The organism is Streptomyces sp. NPDC001373 (assembly GCF_042895815.1).
Lineage (GTDB): Bacteria > Actinomycetota > Actinomycetes > Streptomycetales > Streptomycetaceae > Streptomyces.
Genome location: NZ_JBIAWQ010000007.1, coordinates 251946 through 276882, shown reverse-complemented (window position 1 = coordinate 276882; position 24937 = coordinate 251946). Strand labels below are relative to the sequence as shown.

General features: G+C 76.1%; 23 protein-coding genes. 13 read left to right on the top strand and 10 right to left on the bottom strand.

Going from position 1 to position 24937, the window contains the following annotated elements:
* Positions 1 to 47 precede the first annotated feature (47 nt).
* From ACFY15_RS18810 to ACFY15_RS18800, 3 genes are all read left to right on the top strand, one after another.
* The gene (locus ACFY15_RS18810; RefSeq protein ID WP_390686493.1) at positions 48 to 3608 is read left to right on the top strand and encodes an AAA family ATPase; all 3561 of its coding nucleotides are present in this window, start codon (positions 48 to 50) and stop codon (positions 3606 to 3608) included.
* Between the two features lie 50 nt (positions 3609 to 3658).
* Positions 3659 to 4099 carry an STAS domain-containing protein gene (locus tag ACFY15_RS18805; RefSeq protein ID WP_390825802.1) on the top strand — a complete coding sequence of 147 codons (441 nt, stop codon included), beginning with the start codon at positions 3659 to 3661 and terminating at the stop codon, positions 4097 to 4099.
* A gap of 110 nt (positions 4100 to 4209) precedes the next feature.
* Positions 4210 to 5667 (top strand): condensation domain-containing protein, encoded by a 1458-nt coding sequence (locus tag ACFY15_RS18800; RefSeq protein ID WP_390686495.1) that lies wholly within the window; start codon positions 4210 to 4212, stop codon positions 5665 to 5667.
* On the opposite strand, the gene ACFY15_RS18795 is transcribed toward ACFY15_RS18800, so the two are convergent.
* The 4 genes from ACFY15_RS18795 to ACFY15_RS18780 all read right to left on the bottom strand — a co-directional run bounded on the left by ACFY15_RS18795 (position 5657) and on the right by ACFY15_RS18780 (position 8488).
* Positions 5657 to 6892, bottom strand: coding sequence for an RNA polymerase sigma factor (locus ACFY15_RS18795; RefSeq protein ID WP_390686718.1), 1236 nt, complete (start codon positions 6890 to 6892; stop codon positions 5657 to 5659). The genes ACFY15_RS18800 and ACFY15_RS18795 overlap by 11 nt on opposite strands.
* An 87-nt stretch (positions 6893 to 6979) precedes the next feature.
* Positions 6980 to 7336 carry a YciI family protein gene (locus ACFY15_RS18790; protein ID WP_390686496.1) on the bottom strand — a complete coding sequence of 119 codons (357 nt, stop codon included), beginning with the start codon at positions 7334 to 7336 and terminating at the stop codon, positions 6980 to 6982.
* A 187-nt stretch (positions 7337 to 7523) separates the two neighbouring features.
* Positions 7524 to 8129 carry a hypothetical protein gene (locus tag ACFY15_RS18785; protein WP_390686497.1) on the bottom strand — a complete coding sequence of 202 codons (606 nt, stop codon included), beginning with the start codon at positions 8127 to 8129 and terminating at the stop codon, positions 7524 to 7526.
* Positions 8130 to 8218: 89 nt separating this feature from the next.
* Positions 8219 to 8488, bottom strand: a complete 270-nt coding sequence (locus ACFY15_RS18780) for a hypothetical protein (protein WP_042813840.1) — start codon at positions 8486 to 8488, stop codon at positions 8219 to 8221.
* Between the two features lie 95 nt (positions 8489 to 8583).
* On the opposite strand from ACFY15_RS18780, the gene ACFY15_RS18775 reads away from it, so the two are divergent.
* The 3 genes from ACFY15_RS18775 to ACFY15_RS18765 all read left to right on the top strand — a co-directional run bounded on the left by ACFY15_RS18775 (position 8584) and on the right by ACFY15_RS18765 (position 10492).
* A complete protein-coding gene (locus ACFY15_RS18775) occupies positions 8584 to 8928 on the top strand; it encodes a thioredoxin family protein (RefSeq protein ID WP_390686498.1) in 345 nt (114 codons plus the stop codon).
* 143 nt (positions 8929 to 9071) lie between these two features.
* Positions 9072 to 10283, top strand: coding sequence for a cytochrome P450 (locus tag ACFY15_RS18770; protein ID WP_390686499.1), 1212 nt, complete (start codon positions 9072 to 9074; stop codon positions 10281 to 10283).
* A complete protein-coding gene (locus tag ACFY15_RS18765) occupies positions 10280 to 10492 on the top strand; it encodes a ferredoxin (RefSeq protein ID WP_390825801.1) in 213 nt (70 codons plus the stop codon). Before ACFY15_RS18770 ends, ACFY15_RS18765 begins: the two co-directional genes overlap by 4 nt.
* 72 nt (positions 10493 to 10564) lie before the next feature.
* Here the strand turns inward: ACFY15_RS18765 and ACFY15_RS18760 are convergent, their stop codons facing one another.
* Entirely contained in the window at positions 10565 to 10768 is a 204-nt protein-coding gene (locus ACFY15_RS18760; protein WP_390686501.1) for a cold-shock protein, read from the bottom strand.
* 340 nt (positions 10769 to 11108) lie between these two features.
* Here ACFY15_RS18760 and ACFY15_RS18755 point away from each other — a divergent pair, with 340 nt between their 5' ends.
* Positions 11109 to 12611: a DEAD/DEAH box helicase gene (locus ACFY15_RS18755; RefSeq protein WP_390686502.1), complete on the top strand. Its 1503-nt coding sequence runs from the start codon at positions 11109 to 11111 to the stop codon at positions 12609 to 12611.
* A gap of 45 nt (positions 12612 to 12656) precedes the next feature.
* On the opposite strand, the gene ACFY15_RS18750 is transcribed toward ACFY15_RS18755, so the two are convergent.
* The 3 genes from ACFY15_RS18750 to ACFY15_RS18740 all read right to left on the bottom strand — a co-directional run bounded on the left by ACFY15_RS18750 (position 12657) and on the right by ACFY15_RS18740 (position 15401).
* Positions 12657 to 13589, bottom strand: a complete 933-nt coding sequence (locus ACFY15_RS18750) for a class I SAM-dependent methyltransferase (RefSeq protein ID WP_390825800.1) — start codon at positions 13587 to 13589, stop codon at positions 12657 to 12659.
* Positions 13590 to 13697: 108 nt separating this feature from the next.
* Positions 13698 to 14294, bottom strand: a complete 597-nt coding sequence (locus ACFY15_RS18745) for a hypothetical protein (RefSeq protein ID WP_390686504.1) — start codon at positions 14292 to 14294, stop codon at positions 13698 to 13700.
* A 99-nt stretch (positions 14295 to 14393) separates the two neighbouring features.
* Positions 14394 to 15401: an NUDIX domain-containing protein gene (locus ACFY15_RS18740; protein WP_390686505.1), complete on the bottom strand. Its 1008-nt coding sequence runs from the start codon at positions 15399 to 15401 to the stop codon at positions 14394 to 14396.
* 276 nt (positions 15402 to 15677) lie between these two features.
* Here ACFY15_RS18740 and ACFY15_RS18735 point away from each other — a divergent pair, with 276 nt between their 5' ends.
* The 5 genes from ACFY15_RS18735 (at position 15678) to ACFY15_RS18715 (ending at position 21718) form a co-directional block, all read left to right on the top strand.
* Positions 15678 to 16148, top strand: a complete 471-nt coding sequence (locus ACFY15_RS18735) for a hypothetical protein (RefSeq protein WP_390686506.1) — start codon at positions 15678 to 15680, stop codon at positions 16146 to 16148.
* A gap of 47 nt (positions 16149 to 16195) precedes the next feature.
* On the top strand, positions 16196 to 16324 hold the full coding sequence (locus ACFY15_RS18730) for a hypothetical protein (RefSeq protein WP_390686507.1): 129 nt from the start codon (positions 16196 to 16198) through the stop codon (positions 16322 to 16324).
* A gap of 7 nt (positions 16325 to 16331) precedes the next feature.
* On the top strand, positions 16332 to 16967 hold the full coding sequence (locus ACFY15_RS18725) for a VOC family protein (protein WP_390686508.1): 636 nt from the start codon (positions 16332 to 16334) through the stop codon (positions 16965 to 16967).
* Positions 16968 to 17090: 123 nt separating this feature from the next.
* Positions 17091 to 18836, top strand: coding sequence for an RNA ligase family protein (locus tag ACFY15_RS18720; RefSeq protein WP_390686509.1), 1746 nt, complete (start codon positions 17091 to 17093; stop codon positions 18834 to 18836).
* A complete protein-coding gene (locus ACFY15_RS18715; RefSeq protein ID WP_390686510.1) occupies positions 18836 to 21718 on the top strand; it encodes a poly(A) polymerase in 2883 nt (960 codons plus the stop codon). The genes ACFY15_RS18720 and ACFY15_RS18715 overlap by 1 nt, the downstream gene beginning before the upstream one ends.
* A gap of 280 nt (positions 21719 to 21998) precedes the next feature.
* On the opposite strand, the gene ACFY15_RS18710 is transcribed toward ACFY15_RS18715, so the two are convergent.
* A complete protein-coding gene (locus ACFY15_RS18710) occupies positions 21999 to 22916 on the bottom strand; it encodes an NADP-dependent oxidoreductase (protein WP_390686719.1) in 918 nt (305 codons plus the stop codon).
* Positions 22917 to 23297: 381 nt separating this feature from the next.
* Between ACFY15_RS18710 and ACFY15_RS18705 the strand changes: the two genes are divergently transcribed.
* Positions 23298 to 24041, top strand: a complete 744-nt coding sequence (locus ACFY15_RS18705; RefSeq protein WP_390686511.1) for an SDR family NAD(P)-dependent oxidoreductase — start codon at positions 23298 to 23300, stop codon at positions 24039 to 24041.
* Between the two features lie 19 nt (positions 24042 to 24060).
* On the opposite strand, the gene ACFY15_RS18700 is transcribed toward ACFY15_RS18705, so the two are convergent.
* Entirely contained in the window at positions 24061 to 24783 is a 723-nt protein-coding gene (locus ACFY15_RS18700; RefSeq protein ID WP_390686512.1) for a peptidoglycan-binding protein, read from the bottom strand.
* Between the last annotated feature and the right edge of the window lie 154 nt (positions 24784 to 24937).

Genomic DNA, 24937 nt, shown 5'->3' with positions numbered 1-24937 from the left:
CGGACGGCGGTCGCGGACGAGGGGTGTCGCGACTAGGTTCTGACCTCATGCAACGACGACCGCTCGCACTGGTTCTCGACGTCCTCCTCATGCTGGTCGGCGCCCTGCTCGGGATCGCGACCAACTACGCCACCAGTGTGGAGGGCGAGGTGCCGCTCCCGCTGCGGCTGCTGCGCCAGTGGTCGATACCCCTCGTGGGGGTCGGGCTCCTCGCCCTGGTCGGCGGCCAGTTGTGGCTGCGCTGGCTGGAGCGGCGGCCGGTGACGGCCCCCGTGGCGTGGACGGCCGGGCAGCCGCCGTACCCGGGACTGGAGGCCTTCGGGGAGGAGGACGCGGCCGTGTTCTTCGGGCGGGAGCGGGAGACCGCCGCGCTCGTGGCCCGGCTGCACCCGGCGGCGCCGGCCCGGGCGCACCGGTTCGTGACGGTGGTCGGGCCCTCCGGCTCCGGCAAGTCCTCACTGGTCCGTGCCGGGCTGCTGCCCGCGCTGACCGGGCGCCGCACGCGCTGGACCGCGTACCCGCCCCTCACCCCCGGCACCGACCCGGTCGGCGCGCTGCGGCGGGCCCTGGACGGCCCGGCGGCCGACGGGCGGCCGCGGGTGCTGGTGGTGGACCAACTGGAGGAGCTGCTGATCCTGTCGGGGCCGCGCGAGCGGGCCGCGTTCGCCGCCGCCGTGCGGGAGGAGCTGGCACGGCAGCCGAGGCTGTGGCTGGTGGGCACCCTGCGCTCGGACTTCCTGACCGGGTTCCTGGAGGCCGAACTGGCTTTCCTCGTACGGGACCCGGTGGTGATCGGCACCCTGGAGCGGGAGGCGCTGCACGAGGTCGTGGCCCGGCCGGGCGCGGCCGCCGGGGTCTCCTTCGAGGCGGGCCTGGTGTCCCGGATCGTCGACGACTGCGGGGGCGGCGACGCGCTGCCCCTGCTCGCCTACACCCTCCAGGAGCTGTACCGGCTTGCGGGCGGCCCCGGATCGGTGATCGGGTACGCCCACTACCGGCAGGTCGGCGGGGTCTCGGGGGCGCTCGTCGGGCAGGCCGACCGGATCCGCGCCGAGCTGCTGGGCGCCGGCGGGGGCGGGACGCAGGATCCGGACCCGGTGGTGCGGACCCTGCTGCGGCTGGTCACCGTGCAGCGCGAGGAACCCGTCCGCAGGCGCGTGGCCCGGTCCGAACTGGCGCCCGCCGAAAGGGAGATCGCCGACGCCTTCGTCGCCGGCCGGCTCCTGACCTCCGACGCGGGGGTCCTCGACCTGGCCCACGAGGCGCTGCTGCGCCGCTGGCCGCCCCTGCGGCGGGCCGTCGAGGAGCACGTGGAACAGCTGCGGCGGCGCGGCACGTGGGAACGCTGGGCCCAGGAGTGGGAGTTCGCGGGCCGGGGCGAGGCCTTCCTGCTGACCGGGGAGCGGCTGGCGGCAGCCCTTGCCTGGCAGGAGCACGCCCCCGCCGGGCTGGAGGTGTCGGCGCTGGTGGCGGAGTACGTGGAGCGCAGCGCCCGGGCGGACGGGGCGGCCCGGGCACGGACGGCGGACGCGGTGGCGGCGCGGGTGCTGGAGAGCCGCGAGCCGGAGACGGCCGTCGCGGTCGCCCTCGCGGCGGTCACCGAGTGGGCTCCGACCCCGGCCGCCCTCCAGGCGCTGCGGACCGCGCTGGACGGGTCCCTGCTGCGGGCGGTGCGCGGCGGCTTCGGCGCGGCGGTGACCGGCGCGGCCTGGTCGCCCGACGGGGCGCGGCTCGCCGCCTGTTCGGGGGACGGCCGGGTGCGGGTCTGGACGGCGCACGGCCTGGAGGAGGGTCCGCAGGACGCGGACGGGCCCGGGGAGGCGGCGCCGGTCGTCCTCGACGTGCCGGGCGAGGCGCCCCGTACGGTGGCCTGGTCGCCCGACGGCGCCCTGCTGGCCTGCGTCGGCCGGGACGCCCGGCTCACCGTCTGGGACACCGCCGCCTGGCGGCCGGTGGCCGTGCTGCGGCAGCCCGGCGCCGAGGGCGGGCGCTGCGAGGGGCCCGCCGCGCTGGCGTTCTCCCCGGACGGCCGCCGGCTGGTGTCGGCCGGGTCCGGCGGGGGGCTGCGGCTGTGGGACACCGCCCCGTTCGCCCCGGCCGGCACGCTGGAGGCCCCGCCGGGGGCACTGGGGAGCGCGGCCTGGTCGCCCGACGGCGCGCGGATCGCCGCCGCCGGGGAGGACGGGGCCGTACGGATCTGGACGGCGGCCGGTGGCGGGCCCGTGACGGCCGGCGCCGCCCATGGGGGTGCCGTGACGTCCCTGTGCTGGTCCCCCGACGGCGCCCTGCTGGCCTCCGCTGCCGCGGACCGCACCGTGGTGCTGCGGGACGCGGCCACGGGCCGGGCGGTGCGCGTCCTGTCGAGCATGGACGGGGTCGACTGCCTGGCGTGGTCCCCGGACGGGACCCGGCTCGCCGCAGGCGACCGGCACCGCAACGTCCGGATCTGGGACCTGGAGGCCGCGGCCGGAACCGGCGGGGAGGGCCCGGCCCTCTGGCTCACCGGGCACCTGGACACCGTGCACGCGATCGACTGGACCCCCGACGGGCGTCGGCTGGCCACCGCGTCCGAGGACGGGATGCTGGCCGTCTGGGAGCCGGCCGCGCCGCCCACCGTGCTGCACGGGCACACCGAATCGGTGTGGCAGACGGCCTGGTCTCCGGACGGCGGCTGCGTGGCCAGCGCCTCGGAGGACGGGACCGTACGGCTGTGGCACGCCCCGGAGTTCGGGCCCGCGCAGGTGCTGGAGACCGGGCAGTGCGGGGACCTCTCCTGGGCCCCGGACGGGTCGCGGCTCGCGGTGGGCCGCCGCGACGGCATGGCCGCGCTGTGGCTGCGCGACGGGACCCCCGCGGCCGAACTGCCGGGCGGACACGGCGCGGAGGTGTCGGCGGTGTGCTGGTCCCCGGACGGCACCCGGCTGGCGACGGCCGCGCGCGACGGCCTCGTCCACATCAGGGACGCGGACGGCCGGGGGCCCACCCGGGTGCTGCGCGGCCACGGGGACTGGGTCACGGGGGCCGACTGGTCGCCGGACGGCAGGCTGCTGGCCACCTGCGGGACGGACCGGACGGTCATCGTCTGGGACGCCCGGACGGGCGAGCGGCTGCGGACCCTGGAGGGACACGACGACCAGGTGTGGGAGGTGGCGTGGTCGCCGGACGGGCACCGGCTGGCGACCGGGTCCCGGGACCGCACCGTCCGCCTGTGGGACCCCGAGGCCGGCGGGCCGACCGGGGCGCTCGCCGTGCTGGCCGGGCACGACGACCGGGTCCAGTGCGTCGCCTGGTCCCCGGACGGCACCCGGCTCGCGTCCGTCTCCCGCGACCGGACGGTGCGGCTGTGGGACCCGGTCGCGGCCGGGCCCGTCGCCGTCGTCGGGCTGCACGCCGACTGGGTCAACGGGCTGACCTGGTCCCCCGACGGCAGCCGCATCGCCACCTCCTCGCGTGACCGCACCGTCCGCCTGTGGACCCCGGCCGCCCCGGACGGCGCCGGGCCGCTGCTGCGCCTGGCGGCGGGGCGCGTCCTGCACCCACCGACGCCGGAGCAGCGCCGCAGCCACCAGCTTCCGCCGGGCCGGACGGTTCCGCCGCCACGCGGGTGAAGTGCGCCCCCGCACCGGTTCCCGGCCGGGGGACGGCCCGTTGGAGGGGCGTGAACACCCCCATAGACCCGATAGACGGCCCCCTGCCGCTCCTGGCCGGCACCCCCCTCCGGGCCCTGCGGGCCCTCCCGCCCCGGGGTTTCCCGGCTGCCCCGCCCCCACCCGGCCTCCCGACGGAGCCGGCCGGTCCGCCGGCTCCCCGCATCCTCTCCTGCCTCGACGGCGGGGTCCTCTCCGTCGGCCTGGCCGGGGAGTTCGACCACCACGGCTGTCTCCCCCTGCGGGCCCTCCTCGACGACGGCGCCGCCCTCGGCGCCCGCCGCCTCGTGCTCGAAGCGGCCCGCGTCACCTTCTGCGACTCCGCCCTGGCGCGCCTCCTGGACCGGTGGTCCGGCACCGGCCGCTCCTGGGAGCTCGCCTCCGCCTCGCGCGCCGTCCGGCTCCTGCTGGACCTCTGGGCCCGGCTGGGGAGGGCCGCCGGGCCGCCCTGACCGGCCGCCGGACCGTGCCGCGGAGGGGAGCGGGGGCGAGGGCGTCACTTCCGCGGTCCGGGTGTCGTTAGGCGCTCGGGGCTGATTCGGGGGACGAAGGGATGGCGTGAATGCGGCAGTTTCCGCTGGAGATGCACCACGTGGCACCGGGGCGCCTGGTCGAGTGGCGGTTGCGCTCCACGACCGCTCCGGGCGCGGCGGACCGGAGGGCTTCGTTCAACCAGGACAAGCACTTCACCGTCGCCGAGGAGAGCCGCGCCGACGGCGACCGGGTCGCCTCGTGGGTGGCCGTCACCTTCGAGGTCGAGGGCGCCCTGGACGAACCGGCGCTGGCACGGGCCCTGCTGGGCTTCGTCCAGCGGCACGAGGTGCTGCGGTGCGAGTTCCTGCGGCTGGCCGGGGAGGTGTCCTGCGCTCCCCTGTCGGCGGACGAACTCGCCCTGGAGGCCGAGGAGGTCGCCGCGCACGGATCGGCCGACCGGCTGGGGGCGTTCCTCTCGGAGCGGTTCCAGCGGAGCATCGACACCCTGTCCTGGCCGCTGTTCGTGATGGGTGCCGTGGTCCGCCCCGACTCCGCGACCGTGTACCTCGCGTTCGACCACATCGTCTGCGACGGCATGTCGATGCCGGTCGTCGCCCACCAGGTGCTCACCTCGTACGAGGCGCTGCTGCGCGGCGAGGAGCCCGAACTGCCGCCGGCGCCGAGCTATCTCGACTTCGCCGACGAGCAGCGCCGCCGCTACCTCTCCTTCGGCGCGGACGACGAGCGCCTCGGCTACTGGAAGTCGTTCATCGAGCGCAACGGGGAGTTCTTCCCCCGCTGCCCGCTGGACCTGGGCGTCGAGCCGGGGCGCATGTACCCGATCGTCAACGAGGCGTCCTGGCTGCTGGACGCCGCGGAGGCCGAGGTGTTCGAGAAGGTGTGCCGGGAGACGGGCGGCAAGCCCTTCATGGGGCTGCTGGCCTCCGTCGCCGTGTGCCTGCGCGAGGCCGGCGGTCCCGGGGTCTACCGGGGGTTCATGCCGGTCAGCGAGCGCGGCCGCGAGACGTGGGCCAACTCGGTGGGGTGGTTCGTCAACACGCTGCCGATCGAGTTCGACGCCTCTCCCGGCAAGGACTTCGCCCAGGTGGTGGCCGGGGTCGGGGAGGGGTTCCGGGAGATGATGCGGCACCTGGACGTGCCGTTCGTCCGGGCCTGGGAGCTGCTGGCCCCGGAGGAGTTCGCCCTGCGCTCCTGGCCGTACGCGGTGAACTTCTTCTCGTACATCGACATGCGCCGCTGTCCGGGTGCCGAGCGGCACGAGGAGTGGCGGCCGACCACGCACGTGTGGTCGGCGACGGGCAACGGGACCTGCTCGTGGTTCCAGCGGGACGCGGACGGGCTGCACATGAACTCCCTGTACGTGGACACCCCGGCGGCGCGGCGCACGATGGACGACTTCCAGGAGGCGCTGCGCCGGACGGTGCAGAGCGTGGCCCGCACGGGCGGGTTCCGCAGGCCCGTCGGGCTGACGGCCCCCCGGCGGCCCGAGCCCGACCGGGCGCGGGCCGCGGGGGTCAGGGGCTGACGCCGGGGAGGGCGGCGGCCCGGGCGAGCAGCAGGTCCCGTTCGCGGGCGTTGCGGGTGAGGGAGGCCGCCCTCCCGAACTCGGCGCGGGCCTCCTCCGCGCGCCCGAGCCGCTCCAGCAGGTCCCCCCGTACGCTCGGCAGCAGGTGGTAGGAGCGCAGGGCGGGCTCCCCCGCCAGGGCGTCGACCAGCGGCAGGGCCACCTCGGGGCCCTCGGCCATGGAGACGGCGACGGCCCGGTTCAGTTCGACCACAGGTGAGGGGACCAGCTGTACGAGGCGCCCGTAGAGGGCGGCGATGGCCGCCCAGTCGGTGTCCTCGTAGCGGACGGCCGCCGCGTGGCAGCCGGCGATGGCGGCCTGGAGGGAATAGGGCCCGGTGCCGGCGCGCCGCAGGGCGTCGACTCCGCGGTGGATCAGGAGCCGGTTCCACCGGGACCGGTTCTGGTCGGCGAGCAGGACCGGTTCGCCGTCGGGGCCGGTGCGGGCGGCGGTGCGGGAGGCCTGGAACTCCAGCAGGGCGGCGAGGCCGTGCACCTCGGGCTCGTCCGGCATCAGCGCGGTGAGCTGCCGGGCCAGGCGCAGGGCGTCCTCGCAGAGGGCGGGGCGCAGGAGGTCGTCGCCGGCGGTGGCGGAGTAGCCCTCGTTGAAGATCAGGTAGATGACCTCCAGGACGGAGGCCAGGCGCTGCTCGCGGTCGGCACCGTACGGGACCTCGAAGGGGACACCGGCCTTGGCCAGGGCCCGCTTGGCCCGGACGACGCGCTGGGCGACGGTGGGTTCGGAGGCCAGGAAGGCGCGGGCGATCTCCCCGGTGGTGAGCCCGCCCACCAGGCGCAGGGTCAGCGCGATCCTGGCCTCGGTCGCGAGGACCGGGTGGCAGGCGGTGAACACGAGCCGGAGCAGGTCGTCGTCGATGTCGTCCGGCTCGGCGGGCTCGGGCGGCGGCGGTACGTCCTCCAGGGCGCGGCCGACCTCGGCGAGCTTGCGGGCGTACGTCTCCTTGCGGCGCACGAGGTCGACGGCCCGGTGCCTGGCGGTGGCCATGAGCCAGGCACCGGGCCGGTCGGGGATCCCGGAGGCGGGCCACTGTTCGAGGGCGGCCACCAGGGCGTCCTGGGCGAGCTCTTCGGCGATGGCGACGTCCCGCACGATCCGGGCGACACCGGCGATGATCCGCGCGGACTCCATCCTGAACACCGTCTCGACCGCACGGGCCGTGGTCACTGCCGTCACGGGCACCCATCAGAGCAGCCGCTCCCCGGCGGTGCAAACGCGGCACGGGAGGCGGCCGGAGCCGCCTCCCGCCCCCGGTCACATCTCCTGGATCTCACGGACCTCGGCGCCGACGTGCCAGGACGTCGGGTGGGTCTCCAGGAACCGCTTGGTCCACTCCAGGGCCTCGGCCTTGTCCTTGCACTGGAGGAGGGCGTATCCGCCGACGACCTCCTTGGTCTCGGTGAAGGGGCCGTCGGTGACGCTGATCGCCCCCGCGGACCAGTCGAGGCGGGTGGCCTGGGCGGTGGGGAGCAGTCCGGCGGTGTCCAACATGACCCCGGCCTTGGTGACCTCCTCCAGGAGGGCGCCCATGCGCTGCTCGAACTCCGGCGGGAAGTCCTTCGGGGGGAGGTCCTGCTCGTTGATACGGATGAGCGTCAGGAAGCGCGGCATGGTGACTCCTCGGTCGGGAGGGCGGGGGCTTTCCCCGCCTCTCACCCCTGCGTCGAACGGGGCGGGCCCGGATCGACGCCTCCCGGAAGAATTCCTCGAGGAATTTTTCCGGGAGGCCGCCGGACGGGCGCGGGACCCGGCCGCCGGGCGGGCAGGAGGCGGCCGACGGAAGGCAGGAGGCGGGCCGTCAGGCGCACCAGAAGAACATCGTGTCCTGCTGGGCACGCCGGTCCTCCCGGGCGGCCGCCCATTCCTCGGCCTCCAGGCGGACGGCCTTGAGGAAGACCTCGACGGTCTCCCGGACCTCCGGGTCCACCCGGTCCAGCACCGCCTCGTGCGCGGCGACGAACTCGGCGGCCAGCTCGGTCGGGAAGGTCCCCATCCAGGGGGTGGTGTCGCCGGCGGGCGGCAGCCGGACGGGCGGGCCGGACATGAGGATCTGGGAGATGGCGAGGCGGGCCGGGAGGCCGACGCGCGCCAGCTCCTCGTCCACCGTCCAGAACCAGGACTGGCGCGGCCAGTCCCCGAGGTCGTGGGTGTCGGAGAAGTACGAGGAGATCAGCGCATGCAGGGCGTAGTGGTAGGCGGGGCCCTCCGTCGCGCTGACGGCGCCGTCCAGAAGCTCCTCCAGGGCCTGGGCCACGGAGACGTCGAGGTCGATGCCCTGGCCGTGCAGCCGCCCGTCCACGGTCCGGCATTTCTCACGGACGGTGACGAGCGTCCGCTCCTGTTCGGGGGTGCGCTCCACGGCGGTGAGCAGCCGCATCGCTTCGCGCATGCTGCCGGTGCTCATGACTAGGTGCCCCACGGCCACTTCCTTCCCCAGGCGATGTCTCATGATCTCCGAACCGGGCGATTCGCGCGAAACCGGCGGGCTGGCCCCTACCGGCTGTCCCCCGACCAGTCCCAGCGGTCCGGGTCGGCGGCGCGGCGCCGGTAGTGGGCGCGACCGCCGGGCCCGTAGCGGCCTATCTCGGTGGGCAGGCGGGCTTCCTCGGCGAGCCGGGCGGGGCTCCAGCCGGTGACGTCGAGGAGCAGCCCGTCCAGGGGGCCGCCGACGAGCTCGCCGTAGGCGTGGCCGGGGCGCGGGCCCGGATCGGGATCGTCGTGGTCGGCGCCGTAGACCCTCCGGCGCGGTGTGCTGAGGTCCATGCCCACAGGATCACAGGCGCCACTGACAACGGGCCCCGGTGCCGCGCCGCTTAGGCTGGGCGGCGAACAGAATCGCGAGGAGGAGAACACCGCCCATGACCCGTGGGGTACACCGGCCCCTGGAGGACCGGGAATTCGACTTCATCACCGGCATGGCAGAGGGGATCCCGGTGCTGGCCTACTTCACCGGCACCTGGCCGAAGGCCGTCGAGGCCTCCCGGGCGATGGACGCCGTCGTCGCGGAGGTGGCACGGGAGTACGGCGCCCGGCTGACGGCCGTCCGCACCGACATCACCCGCTGCCCGGCCACGACCCGGCGCTACGGGGTGACGGGCGCGCCGACCGTGGTCCTGCTGCGCTCGGGCGAGGCGGTGGCGACCCACGCCGGCCCGCTGACGGCGTCCGGACTGCGGGGCCTCCTGGAGGAGGCGGGAGTCTAGGACGGTGCGCGGGCGGGGCGCCGCGCCCGCCCGAGTGTGAACTCGGGCAGACTGGCCGAAAGTGACATGGGTAAGATAGGTGCCTGAGGCATGTAATGGATGCGGTGCACGACGGAACCATCCCTTGCGAGGTGTTGTTCTCCATGTCCGAAACCCTCTCCGGCGCCCCGTCCGGCGCTCTCGCCTTCCCGCAGGACCGCACCTGCCCCTACCACCCGCCGGCCGCCTACCAGCCCCTGCGGGACACCCGGCCGCTGAGCCGGGTCACCCTCTTCGACGGCCGCCCCGTCTGGGTGGTGACCGGCCACCCCGAGGCCCGGTCCCTCCTCGCGGACGGGCGGCTGTCCACCGACCGGACCCACGAGGCGTTCCCCCTCCCCAGCGCGCGCTTCAAGGGGATCACCCGGCAGCGGACCGCGCTCCTCGGGGAGGACGACCCCGTCCACAACACCCAGCGCCGGATGCTGATCCCCAGCTTCTCGGTCAAACGGGCCGCCGCCCTGCGGCCCCGGATCCAGGAGACCGTCGACCGGCTGATCGACGCGATGGTGGCGAAGGGCCCGCGGGCCGAGCTGGTCGGCGCCTTCGCCCTGCCGGTGCCGTCCATGGTCATCTGTGCCCTGCTGGGGGTCCCCTACGAGGACCACGAGTTCTTCGAGGCCCAGTCGCGCAGGCTGCTGCGCGGCCCCGCGCCCGCCGACGTCGACGACGCCCGCAAACGGCTCCAGGACTACCTGCGGGAGCTGATCCTGCGCAAGCGCACCGAACCGGGCGAGGGCCTGCTGGACGAGCTGGTCCACACCCGGCTGGAGACCGGGGAGACCGATGTCGACGAGCTGGTCTCGCTGGCGGCGATCCTGCTGATCGCCGGGCACGAGACCACGGCCAACATGATCTCCCTCGGCACCTTCACCCTGCTGCGCCACCCCGAGCAGCTGGCGGAGCTGCGGGCCGACCCCTCGCTGCTGTCCGGGGCGGTGGAGGAGCTGATGCGGTTCCTGTCGATCGCGGACGCGATGCTGCGGTTCGCCACCGAGGAGATCGAGGTCGGCGGGGTCACGATCCGGCCGGGCGACGGGGTGGTCTTCTCCACCTCCGTGATCAACCGCGACGACGCCGTGTTCCCGGCCCCCGACGTGCTGGACTGGCACCGGCCGGCCAACCGCCACCTGGCCTTCGGCTTCGGCATCCACCAGTGCCTGGGACAGAACCTGGCCCGGGCCGAGATGGAGATCGCGCTCGGCACCCTGTTCGACCGGCTGCCCGGGCTGCGCCTGGACGCCGACCCGGACACGATCCCGTTCAAACCCGGGGACACCGTCCAGGGCATGGTCGAACTCCCCGTGGCGTGGTGAGCGCCGTACGGATCTCCGTGGACCGGGACGTCTGCATCGGCGCCGGCCAGTGCGTACTGGCCGCGCCCCAGGTGTTCACCCAGGACGACGACGGGCTCAGCGAGGTGCTGCCCGGCCGCGAGGACGGCCACAGCCCGATGGTCCGGGAGGCTGCCCGCGCCTGCCCGGTGTCGGCGATCACCGTCCGGGAGACGGCGGAGCGGGAGTGACGCGGCGGCCCCCGCCGGCCGGACCTGCTGGGGGCCGCTGCCACACACGCGCACGGGGTGCGCGGAGGGCGGTCAGATGGGCCGCACCATCTCCGCCTGGGGGCCCTTGGTCCCCTGGGTGACCTCGTACTCGACCAGGGCGTTCTCGTCGAGGGACTTGTAGCCCTGCGCCTGAATGGCGGAGAAGTGCACGAACACGTCGGGGCCGCCGTCGTCCTGCTGGATGAACCCGAACCCCTTTTCCGCGTTGAACCACTTCACGGTGCCAGTTGCCATCGGTACTGATCCTTACTCGACGTTCCACTCGGGCCGCCTGCGCGGCCGTCTCGATACTGCCCACCCGTCCCGCACGCCACACTCGGAGCACCGCCAACCGGGCGCTTCGAACATCCGACCGACCCGGCGCAGCGCCCGGTCCCGCCGGGTCGGCGGCGCCGCCCCGGCCCGCGGCGGCCCGCTGGTAAAATGGGCGGAAGACTTCAGGCGCGGGGCGCTTTCGCCCGGTGCGGACGCGTACGACGAGCCGGGGACCGTACCGAGGGGTACGGACCCCGGCTCGTCGCCGTTCAGGACCCCGTTCCCCACCCCGCTCGGTTCTCCTCACGGAAGGTTCTGCATGAAGAACCCGTCAGCTCACGGGCGTTTCGGCATCAAGGCCGCGGCGTCGGCAGGCTCCCGCTCCAAGGGCGGGGGCGGCGCCGGCAAGGCCCCGCGGACCCTGGGCCCGCAGGGCGAGTTCACCCTGCCCCGGACGGCCACACCGGCCCTGCCCCCGGTGGCCTCGTTCGACGAACTCGCACTGCCCGCCGAGCTGGTGGAGACCCTGGCCGAGCAGCAGGTGCGGGAGCCGTTCCCGATCCAGGCGGCCACCCTGCCGAACTCCCTCGCCGGCCGTGACATCCTCGGCCGGGGCCGTACCGGCTCCGGCAAGACCCTCGCCTTCGGGCTGGCCCTGCTGGCCCGCACCGCGGGCCGGCAGGCGGAGCCGAAGCGGCCGCTCGCGCTGGTCCTCGTACCCACGCGCGAGCTGGCACAGCAGGTGACCGAGGCGCTGACCCCGTACGCGCAGGCCCTGCGGCTGCGCATGGCCACCGTCGTCGGCGGGCTGTCGATCGGCCGCCAGTCGGGCGCGCTGCGCACCGGCGCCGAGGTCGTCGTGGCCACGCCGGGCCGGCTCAGCGACCTGGTCAAGCGGCGCGACGTGCACCTGGAGCGGGTGCGCATCACGGTGCTGGACGAGGCCGACCAGATGTGCGACATGGGGTTCATGCCGCAGGTCACCGAGCTCCTGGACCAGGTGCACCACGACGGGCAGCGGATGCTGTTCTCGGCCACCCTGGACCGCAACGTCGACCAGCTCGTGCGCCGCTACCTGAAGGACCCGGTCTCGCACTCCGTGGACCCCCAGTCGGCCTCGGTGGGCACGATGGACCACCACGTGCTGCACATCCACGCGGCGGACAAGGTCTCGGCCGCGACGGAGATCGCCGCCCGCGAGGGCCGGGTGATCATGTTCCTGGACACCAAGCACGGCGTCGACCAGTTCGTGAAGCACCTGCGGGCCATGGGCGTGCGGGCGGAGGGCCTGCACAGCGGGAAGTCCCAGCCGCAGCGCACGAAGACCCTCGGCCAGTTCAAGGACGGCCTGCTCACGGTCCTGGTCGCGACCAACGTCGCCGCGCGCGGCATCCACATCGACGACCTCGACCTCGTGGTCAACGTGGATCCGCCGGCCGACAGCAAGGACTACCTGCACCGCGGCGGGCGCACCGCCCGCGCGGGCGAGTCCGGCAAGGTCGTCACCCTGGTCACGCCCAACCAGCGACGCGACATGGTCCGGCTGATGGCCGACGCGAAGATCCGGCCCACCATCACCCAGGTACGCTCGGGCGAGGCGGCGCTGAGCCGGATCACCGGCGCGCGCAGGCCTTCCGGGGTTCCGCTGTCCGGGGCCCTGCCGACGGACGCCAAGGGCCGGCCGAGCGGTACGGAGCTGGGCTTCCGCGGCCTCGGCACGCGCCCGGGCCGGGCCGGCCGGGGCAAGGAGTCCCGCAAGACGATCGAGGCGCGCCAGGCCGCCGAGGCCCGCCGCGCCGCCCGGGTCCGCAAGGGGCTGTGACGGGCCGGGGGTGTCCGGCCCTGACCTGCCGGACACCCCCGGAGCTCAGGCCCGGCGGCGGCGCCGGGCGGTGACGATCGCGCGGGTGACCACCGGCGGGAGCAGGTCCTTGGCCAACCTGCGCCACCCGGCCCCCGGCCGGGGCGCGGGCTTCGGGGCGGGCGGCGGCGTCACCGGCGCGGGCGTGGCGCGCAGCGGCTGCGGGGCGGGCGGGGCGGCCACGCCGTGGTCGCCGATGCGCACCAGCGGCCGTCCGCAGACGGTGTCCACGCCGTGCCACAGGTCGGTGCGGCCGTCCAGCCAGGCACGCAGGGCCGCCTGGTGGGGCTCCGGGTCGTCCCAGGTCGCGTACAGCTTCGCGGCGGACACGGCGATCACCTTCAGTCCGCCGACGGCCACCGCCTCCCAGACCGCGGCCGCGACGCCGGGACAGTGGGCGGAGCGGTAGTCGTCGAAGACCACGACGGCCCCGGGGGCCGCGACGGTCTTCGAGGAGGCGATGTCCATGACGACGTGCTCGTGCAGGTGCGAGGCGTCGACGTGGACGAAGCGGCAGCTGCCCGGGCGCACCCGGTCGGCCACGACGGAGGTCGGCGCCTGTATGACGGTCGGCAGCTCCTCGTGGAACGCCAGGTAGTTGGCCTCGAAGCCACGCCGGGTCAGGGTGGGGTAGGAGTCCCGTACCTCTTCGAGATTGCTGTCGTCGGGCGCGGGCGAGTCGAACAGGTCGACGACGGTGAACTCCTCGCCCTCCCGCAGGTAGCGAGCGAGGAAGATCGCGCTCTTGCCCATGAAGGCGCCCAGTTCGAGGAGGTCGCCCTTCGCGTCGGCGCTGTCGTTCCGGCGGGCCAGGAACCAGTCGAAGAGCACCTGGTCATACGCCGAGAACCAACCCTTCACCTCGTCGAACGAGCGGGGTGCGGGCAGTGCGGGCTCGGTGTCGGGGGTGGTGACGGGAGCCTGTGAAACGTGCGACACGGAGAGTCATCCTCCAGCGGAATGGCATCGGTTCAACGCTGACACCCGGCCGGGTACGCCGACCTTAAACCCCCGAACAGCCGTATGGCGAGCACTCCGTGGGATTGATCATTCCGCGCGAGGGGCCGCGCGCCGGTGCAGCCGCCGTGCGGCGGCGTTGCGTACGCGGCGTGTCCGGGCGGAGGCGGCCAGCAGGGCCAGCGCCTCGTCGGAGGCGGGCGACTGGACGGCGGTGCGCTGGCACCAGTCGGAGGCGGCGGCGAGCTCGGCCGCGGACCAACTCCCGCCGCTCGCCATCGCCTTGAGCAGGGTCCACTCGCGCAGCCGGCGGGCCGGGAACGGATGCCCCTCGAGGACGGAGCCCAGCGCGCGGGCCCAGTCGCGGAAGCCGGCGCCGGGCAGCAGCCGTACGGCCCGGCGGTCGATGTGGGTGACCACGGCGCTCTGCGCCATGACCGGGTCGGGGTCGCGCAGGACGGCGGCCACCGCCCCGGCCTCGTCCGCCCCGCCGGCCGCCCCCGCGGCGGTGGCGAGTTGGTCGAGGTGGCGGGCGTAGCGCCAGCGGTCGGGGGCGGCGCGCACCGCCGGCGGTGCGGCCTCCTGCCGCCCGGCGGGCTCCCGGTCCTCCCCCGGCGCGGGCGGTGCGGCCGGAGTCTCCCGGGTACCCCCCGGCGTCCCGCTCTTCTGTATCTCGCTGGTCCCCATGCCCCCATTCCACACGACCGCCCGGCCCGCCCGGGGGCCGGGGGGCGGTGTCGGGCCCGGAGGCCGCGGCTCCGGCCGGGGCGGGGGCGGGCGGGCCCCTCACCAGCGCAGGCCCTGCTCCGGGAGCTCGGTGGGCGGGATGCGGGGCGGGACCGGGAGGCCGAGCTGGGTGCGGGCCGCGTGCACCGCAGCCAGCTCCTGCCGGCCCGCGGGGCCCCAGTCGCTGAGCTCCCGGACCTGTTCCGGGGTGGCCAGCAGGCGGGCGTACGCCGGGTCCCCGGCCGGGGCGAGCCCCGTGAGGCGGGCCGCCGTACGGGCCAGCGCGGCCCGGTCGGCGTACCGGTAACCGAGCGGCAGGGCCCCCCCGGCGGGCTCCGCCTTCGGGGCGGGGAGGTGCGCGCTGCCGGTGGCGCGGGCCACGAGCAGCAGGACCCGCCCGTCGGGGGCGAAGAGCCAGCCGGAGTGTCCGCGGACGGGCAGGTGCACGGGGACGGGGCCGGGGTGCCAGGTGCCGTGCTGCGGGACGCGGCGGGTGCGCAGGACCCCCAGCCGGTCGAGGACGGTGGGGCTGGTGGGGCGGCCGTCCTCCAGCAGGGCGGGCCCGGAGCCGCCGATCCGGGCCCGGAGGGCGGCCAGGGCGCGGCGGGCGTCGCCGGGCTCCATCAGGGCGGGCAGGTCGGCGGGCTCGACGAAGTCGATGCCGGTGATCTCCTGGGCGGGCAGGCGGATGGACCCGATGCGGTCGGGGGTCCAGGTGCCGCCGTCGTACACGTGCAGGATCTCGCCGGGGAAGCACATCTCGGGCGGGAACCCGGGGGTGTCGGCGGGGATCCAGTCCACGGCGAGGCCGCGCGGGTAGTGGCCGTCGACCCCGAGCTCCTCGCGCACCTCGCGGGCCGCCGCCGCCGCGGGCGCCTCGCCGGCGTCCACCGCACCGCCGGGCAGCAGCCGGTCGGGGCGGTAGTCGACACTCTGCACGAGGACCCGCCCGTCGGTGTCGGTGACGAGGACGACCGCTCCGGTCCACACGGCGGCGCGCGAGGCCCCGTACTCCGCCGGGGTCATCCAGGTGCCCTTCCGTCCGGGGTCGTCGGTCAGCTGGGGCATGGGCACTCCGTTCACCGTGGGTGGGTCCGCCGCCTGTGCAACAGCGGGCGCGACCGTCGGGTTACGGCGGGCGGCGGGTGGTCGGGGCCCTCACGGCTCTGCCGGCCGCATACCTTCCAGACCCTCCTTATTGCCCGATTATGTCGATCTTGATACGGTCCGTGGTGCGGGCTGGCGGCGTGAAAGTCGCTGGTCCGACCACGTATGCGACCCCGCACTCACCCGTCCGTGTGAGCGGGGGCGCCGGGCGGTGCCCCGGTACGGCAGGGTGGGCGGATGCCGTCGCGCCTCCCCCTCCCGCTCTGGGTCCCCGTCCTCCTGCTGGCCGCCGGGTGTGTGACCGTACGGCCGCCGGCAGCCGTCGAGGCTCCCCGGCAGGAGCCCGCCGCGGTCCGGACCGCATGGACGCCCCGGCCGCCCGCGGCGGAGGGGCTGCCGCTGGGGCCCGCCCCGGAGCAGCAGAGCGCGCCTGCGCCCGCCGAGGAGGTGACCCCCGCCCGGGCCCCGGACCCGGAAGCCGCGCCGCAGTGGCCCGCACCCGTCGCGCCGCGCCGCTCCGACGGCAGTCCCCCGCACCGCGCCTCCCCGGCCCGGCCGACCCACCGCGCCCCCGCCGGCAAGCCGCGCGCACGGCAGCCCTCGCGCCCCGCCCCCCGGCCCGCGCCCCGGCGTTCGTACGACATGTCCGCGCTGTGCGAGGCGGCCAGCGGGCGGGTGGACCCCGCGATCGTGGCCCTGTGCCGGTAGCGGGGCGGACGCTGCCGGGGCCCGTGGCCGGTGGCCCGGTGCACCGCATGAACGAGCACGTGCACGGCGCCGCGCTGACCGACCGGGTGATCGATCCGCTCCACCGCCGGATCCACGCGGACGTGGCCGGGGCGGCGGGCGTGGCGTCGCGACGTGTGCGGGTTGCCGGGCGATGATGGCGCGGTGCGACTTGACCACGTGTCCTACGCGGTGGCCCGCGACAGCTTCGTCTCGACCGTCCAGTGGATCGGATCGGCCCTCGGCGCCGGGTTCGTCGACGGGGGCGTGCACCCGCGGTTCGGCACCCGCAACTTCGTTCTCCCCCTGAGCGGCGGCACCTACGTCGAGGTCGTCACCACACTCGACCACCCCGCCGCCGACCGAGCACCCTTCGGCCGGGCGGTCGCGCGCCGCGCCGCCGAGGGCGGCGGCTGGCTCGGCTGGGTGGTCTCCGTCGACGACATCGCCCCGGTCGAAGCCCGCCTCGGCCGCACCTCGGCCGAGGGCCACCGTGTCCGCCCCGACGGGTTCGACCTGAGGTGGAAGCAGATCGGCCTGCTGGAACTGATGGAGGACCCGCAACTGCCCTACTTCCTCCAGTGGCTGGTCCCCAGCGAGGAGCGCCCGAGCGCCGCCCCCCGCACCTCCACCACCATCCACGGGCTCTCCATCGCCGGCGACGCCGCCTCCATCGCCGAATTCCTCGGCGAACCGGCCGACCACCCCCTCGACCAGATCGAGGTCACCTGGGTCGAGGACGAGGAACCGGGCCTGGTCTCGGTCGAGTTCGCCACCGCCCACGGCCCGGTCACGATCTGACCAGGGCCGGACCGGACCTCCAGCAGCGCCCTTCAGGGCCGCACACGCGGGAATTGGGTGGATGCGCCCGCCCCGGCTACCTACAGTGACGGGACACCCCGTCCCCCTGAGCAGGAGCCGACCATGCGCACGCACTACCCCCGTACCGCGCACCTGCCGTGGTCCCCGGGCGCCACGGCGGACGACGTGCGCGCCGGGGGCACTGCGGCGCTGGCCGGGCGGGAGGTGGTGGTCACCGAGAAGCTCGACGGGGAGAACACCACCCTGTACCCGGACGGGCTGCACGCCCGCTCCCTCGACTCCGGCCACCACCCCTCCCGCACCTGGGTCAAGGGCCTCCAGGGACGGATCGGGGCGCGGATCCCGGCCGGCCGGCGGATCTGCGGGGAGAACCTGTACGCCCGTCACTCCCTCGGCTACGGGGAACTCGACAGCTGGTTCTACGGGTTCTCGGTGTGGGACGGCGACCACTGCCTGGACTGGGACCGCACCGTGCGGTTCCTGCGCGGCCTCGGCGTCCCGGTGCCCCGGGTGCTCTGGCGCGGGGTCTACGACGAGCGCGCGCTGCGCAGGCTGCGCGTCGACACCGCCCGGCAGGAGGGGTACGTCGTCCGTACGACGGCCGGCTTCGACCGCGCGGACTTCGGGCGCTACGTGGCCAAGTGGGTGCGCGGCGGGCACGTGCGGACCGACGCGCACTGGATGTACGCGCCCGTGGTGGTGAACGGGCTCGGCCCCGCCGCCCCCCTGTGGGCCGTCCGCTCCGGATCCGAACCCGACCTCGGCGGGCTGCTGTCCGCCCTCGGCACCGGCGTTCCGGTCCGCCCGGAGGACGAACGGGCCGTCGCCGCCGTCACCGCGCGGCTCGACGGCGCCGGCCGCACCGGGGAGGCCCGGCTGGCCGGGGTGCTGGCCGCCGCGCTGCACCGCGAGCCCCGGGCCGCCCTCGCGTCGCGGCTCGCCGCGGGGCCGCTCGGGATGCGGACGGCGCGGCGGGTCGCGGACCTGGTGGGGCTCCACCCCGCGCTGCGCAGGCCCTACCCGGACGAGGAGCGGCGGGCCGGGCTCGTCCGGCTGGCGGCCGCCGCCGACCTGGGAGTGCTGCACGCGCTGGCGTCGGCCCTTCCGGACGCGACGGCCGAGGAGGCCGACTGCGCGGAGTGGTCCGCGCTGTGCGCGGAGGAGGCCGGGCTGCTCGGCCCCGACCCGCTGGGCCCCCTACGGGCCGGGCTGCGCGAGGCCCTCGGCGGGCTCGACGCCGACGCCGCCGACCGCTGCTGGGCCGAGGCCCGCGAAGCCTTCGGCCGGGGTGCGCTCTCCACCGCGCAGGAGGCCGCCGCCGCGACCTGGCGGTGGCGCGACCCGGCGGCGTACCCGCGGCTGGTCCAGCTCTGCGGGCCCTCGGGCAGCGGGAAGAGTACCTTCGCGCGCGGCCTGGCCGGGGTGGACGCGTACATCGCCCTGGACGACCTGCGCGAGGCCCGGGGCGCGCGGTCCGACCAGCGGGCCAACCCGGAGGTGCTGCGCGAGGGCCTGGACCGGCTCGACCGCGCCCTGGCCGCCGGCGGCACCGTGGTGTGGGACGCCACCTCCCTGACGGAGCGCCAGCGCGGCCTGGCCGGGGCGGTCGCCCGGCGGCGGGACGCGCTGGTGACCCGGGTCGTGGTGCTGGTCGGGGAGGCCGAGCTGCTGCGGCGCAACGCGGTCCGCCCGCATCCGGTGCCGGATCCCGTACTGGCCGCGCAGCTGCGCCGGTTCAGCCCGCCCCACCCCGGGCAGGCGCACCGGACGTGGTACGTCGGGGCGGACGGAGACGTAGGGGACAGGGCCGGCTCCCTGGGGGCGGCCGACGAGGGGGAGGACCTCTGATGCGCACCAGTGAGCAGCTCTACCACCAGGTCCGCTGGGACCCCCGGTTCGATCCGGCGCGGTTCACGCTCGGCCTGCGCCGGCGCGGGGCCGCCCCCAAGCGGGTGCCGCTGCCCTCCTTCGTGCCCGGCGGGGACATCCCGTGGCACCGGGTGCTGTTCGTCGAGGCCGACGGCGAGCTGGTGTGGGACCGGGCGACCGGACTGGACCGGATCGACACGACGCGGGCCGGGCGGGTGCGCGGCCGGCGGCTGCTGGGCGGGCCGTTCTTCACGGCGCGGACCCCGCACGCCTGGGACCCGGCGGACGGCGGCGCCTGGCGGCCCGTCCAGGCCGGTCCCGCCGCGCACCCGCCGGCGCGGGTGCGGCTGCTGACCTGGAACACCCTGTGGGACCGCTACGACGCCCCGCGCATCGCCACGGCCCGGCGCAGGCCGATGCTGCTGGCGGACCTGGCGGTGGCCGACGCCGACGTGATCGCCCTCCAGGAGGTCGAACCGGCCCTGCTGGCCCTGCTGATGGCGGAGCCCTGGGTGCGGGCCGGGTACGCGCTGGGCACCGATCCGCACGGTGCGGACGTGGCGGACAGCGGGCTGCTGGTGCTGAGCCGGCTGCCGGTGCGGGAGGCGGGCCTGCACGTGCTCGGCCCGCACAAGGCGGTCTCCGCCGTCACCGTGGACACCGCCGGCGGCCCCCTGGTCGTCGCCGCGACGCACCTCACCAGCGATCACACCGAGGGCGGGGCCGGGCGGCGGACCACCGAACTGGCGCGGCTGGCGGAGGGGCTGGGCGGGATCGACGCCGGGCTCGCGCTGCTGGGCGACTTCAACGACGGCCGTTCCGGGGCCGAGGGGCCGGCCGCCGCGCTGGGGCTGCGGGACGCCTGGAACGACGTGCACGGCCCCGCCGACGACACGCCCACCTTCGACCCCGGGGCCAATCCGCTGGCCGCGGTCGGCTCGCTGACGGGGCGGGCGGGCCGGCTGGACCGGATCCTGCTGTCCTGCGCCAGCGGGGCACGCGTACGGGGCGCGGCACTGCGGGGCGACTCCCCCGCGCCGGACGGGCTCTTCCCCTCCGACCACTTCGGGGTGGAGGCCACGGTGGAGTACGGGGCGCGGGACGCGGCCGAGGTGCTGCTCGGCGTACCGGCGACCGCGCGGACGGCGGTGGCCTGGCTGCCGCCGTACGATCCGGCGGTCGCGGAGCTGCGCCGGGCGCACGACCCCGCGGTGGAGCGCTGGCCGGCGCACGTCAACCTGCTGTTCGGCTTCGTACCGGAGTCCTCCTTCGCCCGGGCGCTGCCGCTGCTGGCCGGGGCCGCGGCGGCGGTGCGGTCGTTCACCGCCCGGCTGGACGGGGTGCACTCCTTCGGCCGTCGCGAGGACGCGACGCTGTGGCTGGACCCGGCGGCGGGCGAGGGCGGTGACGCGCCCTGGCAGGAGCTGCGGCGGGCCCTCACCGACCGGTTCCCGGGCTGCCGGGGGCGCTCCGGAGGCTGGACCCCGCACCTGACGCTGGGCCGGAGCGGGGATCCGCAGTGGGCGGAGCGGGAGTGCGCGCAGCGGCTCGGGGCGGGTCCGCGTACGGCGCACGTCGGGGAGCTGGCGGTGCTGTCACGGCGCGGGGACGGGCCGATGCGGGTGCGGGCGGTGGTGGAACTCGGCACCGGCGCCTGGCGGTGGACCGACCCGGAGCGGCCCGGGGAGCCGATGGGGGCGAGGAGGGACTCCGGTACCCGAGCGCCGGGTGCGGGAGTCGAGGTGCCGGGAGCCGACGGGAGGGTCACGGCGCGGATCGCGGCGGCGCTGCCCGAGGCGGTGGTGCGTCCGGCCGGATCCCGTGCGATGGGCTGCGCCCTGCCGGGGGCCGACCTGGACCTGGTGGCGGTGGTGCCGGGGACGGCCGACGCCGGGGCGCTGCGGGCGCGGGTGGCGGCCGCGCTGCCGGAGGCGGAGCGGCTGCGGGAGGTGACGGGGGCGCGGGTGCCGGGGCTGCGGCTGCGCGCGTCGGGGCTGGACGTGGACCTGGTGGTGGTCGGAGCCGGCGGGCTGAACCCGGCGCGGGCCGTGGAGCGGCGGGCGGAGCTCGGCGAGTCCGAGGCGGTGGCGCTGAGCGCGCTCTCCGACGCGGAGGCCGTCCGGGAGGCGGTGGGGGCGGAGCACTCCGCCTTCGCCCGGCTCGCCCGGGAGGTCAAGGTCTGGGCGCGGGCCCGGGGCCTGGACTCGGCGCCCTTCGGGGGCCTGCCGGGCCTGGCCTGGTCCGTGCTGGCGGCCCGGACGGTACGGGAGGCCGGGGACCGTTCGCCCGCGGCGCTGCGGCGGGAGTTCTTCGGGACCTGGGCCGCCTGGGACTGGAGCCGGCCGGTGTCCCTGGACCCGGCATCCGGCACCGGTGCGGGTACGGACCAGGTCACCGTCCTGACCCCCTCGGCGCCGGTCCGCAGCTGCACGGCCCAGGTCGGGGCGGGCCTGCGGGACCTGCTGCTGCGGGAGCTGTACGAGTCCTGGGAGCGGCTGGAGGAGCAACCCGAGGAGCTCGACGGGATCCTGACGGCGCCCCCGCCGCACCGCCGGCACGCGGCCTGGGCGGTGGTGACCGTACGGGGGGATTCCGCGCGGGAGTTCGAGGAGAACCTGGGCCGGGCGCGGGGCCGGATGCGCGCCCTGCTCGCCGCCCTGGAGGAGACCGGGCTCACGGAGGCCCACGCCTGGCCCCGCCCCTTCGAGCGCTCCGCGACCCTGGCCCGCTACGCGGTCGGTCTGGGCTCCGCCCCGCCGGACGCCGCCGCCCTGACCGCCGTCACGGGCCCCTGGGCGGCGGGCCTGCCGGGGGTGGAGGCGGCCCGGGCGGACGGCGGCGAGGTCCCGGACCTTTTCTAGGGCTGTCGTCGAAGTCCTGTCGTCGCCCTGAGGGCGGCCCCGCGGCCTCTGGTGCGTGCTCTCGGCGTGCCGGGCGCAAGGCCTCGTACCGGGCGTACCCACTGCGTGCCGGCCGCCACGCGCAGGTACCCCCGTCGTCGCGGACGTGGTCCCGCGACGACGGGGCCGGTCGCGGCCGGTCCGAAGGGCTCGGACCGGGCCTGCAGGCCCGTCCGGCGACCGGGGGCGGCAGCGCCCGGAGGGTGGCGCGATGCCGTGCCCGGGTGCCCGGCCGGGCGGCTCAGAGTTCGATCACGATCTTTCCGGCGGTGTGGCCGGCCTGGCTGAGGGCGAAGGCGTCGGCGAGGCGGGAGAGGGGGAAGGTCTCGGCGACCGTGACCGTCAGGCGGCCCTCGTCGGCGAGCCGGGCCAGGGCCGTGAGGTCCTCGCCGAGGGGGCGGACCCACATCCACTGGCCGCCGGCCCCGAGGACCGTGTGGTCGGCGATGGAGGCGTGCCGGCCGCCGGCGGCGAGCACGGCGGTGGTGACGTCCAGGACTCCGCCGACGAAGTCCGCGACGACGGTCACGCCGTCGGGGGCGAGGGCGCGGACCCGCTCGGTGAGGCCCTCCCCGTAGGCGACGGGTTCGCAGCCCAGGCCGCGCAGCCGGTCGTGGTTGCGGGGCGAGGCGGTGCCGATGACGCGGGCGCCGAGGGAGCGGGCGATCTGCACGCCGAGCGAGCCCACCCCGCCCGCGGCGCCGTGGACGAGGACGGTGTCGTCCGCGCCCGTGCCGAGGCGGGTCAGCAGCTGGTAGGCGGTGAGCCCGGCCAGCGGCAGGCCGGCCGCCTCCCGCCAGTCGAGCGAGACGGGCTTGCGCGCGAGGGCCCGTACGGGGACGGAGACGAACTCGGCGAAGGTGCCGCCGTGCACGTAGTCCTTGCGGGCGTAGGCGATGACCTCGTCGCCCTCCGCGAACTCGGGGACGTCGATGCCGACCCGCTCGACGGTGCCGGCCACGTCCCAGCCCGGCACCACCGGGTACACGACGTCCATCAGGCCGTCGAGCCCGCCCGCCATGATCTTCCAGTCGACCGGGTTGACCGCCGCGTAGCGTACGCGCACGAGGACCTCGCCGGGGGCGACCTTGGGGACCGGGAGCCTGGTCTCGGCCAGGACCTCCGGTCCGCCGTACGTCTCGTAGGCCATCGCCCTCATGGTGGGCCTGGGGTCCTGCGGCATGGGTGTGCCCTCTCGGTGAACCGGTGTGACCACCCCGTCCCCCATCCCACCACGAACCCGCGCGGTGCGCCCCGGCGCAACGCGGGCGACGGCCGAACCCGCGGCCTCACTCGTACTCGGTGCCGCCCTTGCGCGTCAGGTAGGCGGGGCTGACCGCCTTCGCGATGGCGCGGCCGCCGACGACCGGGCTATGGCCGCGGTGACGCGCAGGGTGGACACGGGCGGCTCCTCGGATCGGCCGGATGACGACCGGACCACTGTCGGGTCCTCCATTTCCGATGGTCCACCGGATATCGGGGTGTTAGCCTGCGCCGCGCCCGGCAACCCGGAGCACGGCCGTACGACTTGGAGGAACCCGTGGAGCGTCGCCCCGTCACCGTCGTCACCGGAGGCAGCCGGGGCATCGGCGCGGCGGCCTGTGTCCGGCTCGCCGCCGAGGGCCACGATCTGGTGCTGGGCTACGCGAGCGACGAGAAGGCCGCCCACGCCGTGGCGGAGCGCGTACGGGCGGCGGGCGCGCGGTGCGTGGCGGTGCGCGGCGACACCTCGCGGGAGCGGGACGTGGAGCGGCTCTTCGACGTGGCCGGAGCCGAACTGGGTCCGGTCACCGGGCTGGTGAACAACGCGGGGGTGACCGGTCCGCTGGGCCGGCTCGCCGAGGCGCGGACCGAGGACCTGCGCCGGGTGGTGGAGGTGAACCTGCTCGGCTACCTGCTCTGCTGCCGGCGGGCCGCCCGGGACATGGCGCGGACGGGCGGCGGGGCCATCGTGAACGTCTCCTCCGCGGCCGCCACCCTGGGCAGCCCGGGAGAGTACGTGCACTACGCGGCGACCAAGGCGGCCGTCGATGCCCTCACGACGGGCCTGTCCAAGGAGCTGGGGCCGGACCGCATCCGGGTCAACTGCGTGGCGCCGGGCGTCATCGAGACCGGCATGCACGCCGCGATGGGCGACCCGGACCGTCCCGCCCGGGCGGCCGGCACCATCCCGCTGGGCCGGCCCGGGCAGCCGGAGGAGGTCGCCGGGGCCATCGCCTGGCTGCTGTCGCGGGACGCCTCGTACACGACCGGGGCGGTGGTGCGGGTCTCCGGCGGCCGGTGAGCCGGCCCGGGTCGCGGGGTCAGCCGAAGGCCGCCTGGGTGGCCGGGCCGTAGACGCCGTTCGGGTCGCCCTTGATGTCGCGGTCCCGCTGGAGCTGGGAGACGCCGCGCTTGGTCTGGCCGTCGTAGACCCCGGTCGGGCGGACGTATGTGAAACCCTGCTCGTACAGCCGCTCCTGGAGGGCCCTGACCTCGGGCCCCCTGTCGCCCGGGCGCAGGGTTCCGGAACCTGTGGGCGGCTGCTTCACGGGCTTGTCCGGTGCGGTGGTGGGGCTCGTCGCGGGCTTCGCGGAGGTGGCGGGCGCCGAGGGCGTGCGCGTGGCGGCGGAGGGCTTCGCGGTGGCGGCCTGGCTGCGCACCTCGGGTTCCCCGGCGCCCGGGCTGCGGGCGGGCAGCGCCGGCAGGGCCAGGTCCGGGCGGGCCGGGGCGGTCTCCGGTTCGGACCCGTCCGGCAGGAGCAGCAGCGTGCCGGCTCCGGCCAGCGCCACCAGGGCGAGGGCGGCCAGGGGCAGTCGGCTCCGCCGCCGCTCGGGCGCGCGGCGGCGGGACGCCGTCGCCGCCGGGCGGGCCGGGGGCGCGGACGGTACGCGCGGCAGGGGTTCGGTCGGCTCCTCCACCGGTTCCGGGAGCGTCGGCCAGGCGGGGTACGCGGAGGCGGACGGGTCCTCGGGGACGGCGATGTAGGGGCGGACGAACAGGCGGTCGTCGGGCTCGGGCCCGCTCTCGTCGGGGTGTGGGGACACGGTCGTCTCCCGGCTCGTCCGGGTCAGGCCCTGCGCCGCCGGACGGCCGGGATCCGGCCCGCTCCGATGGCCGGCACGGTGAGCGGGGAGCGGGCGGATATCGGCATCTGGGGCAACTCCGAGGTGCGGCTCATGCGGTCGTTATGGAGCGGAC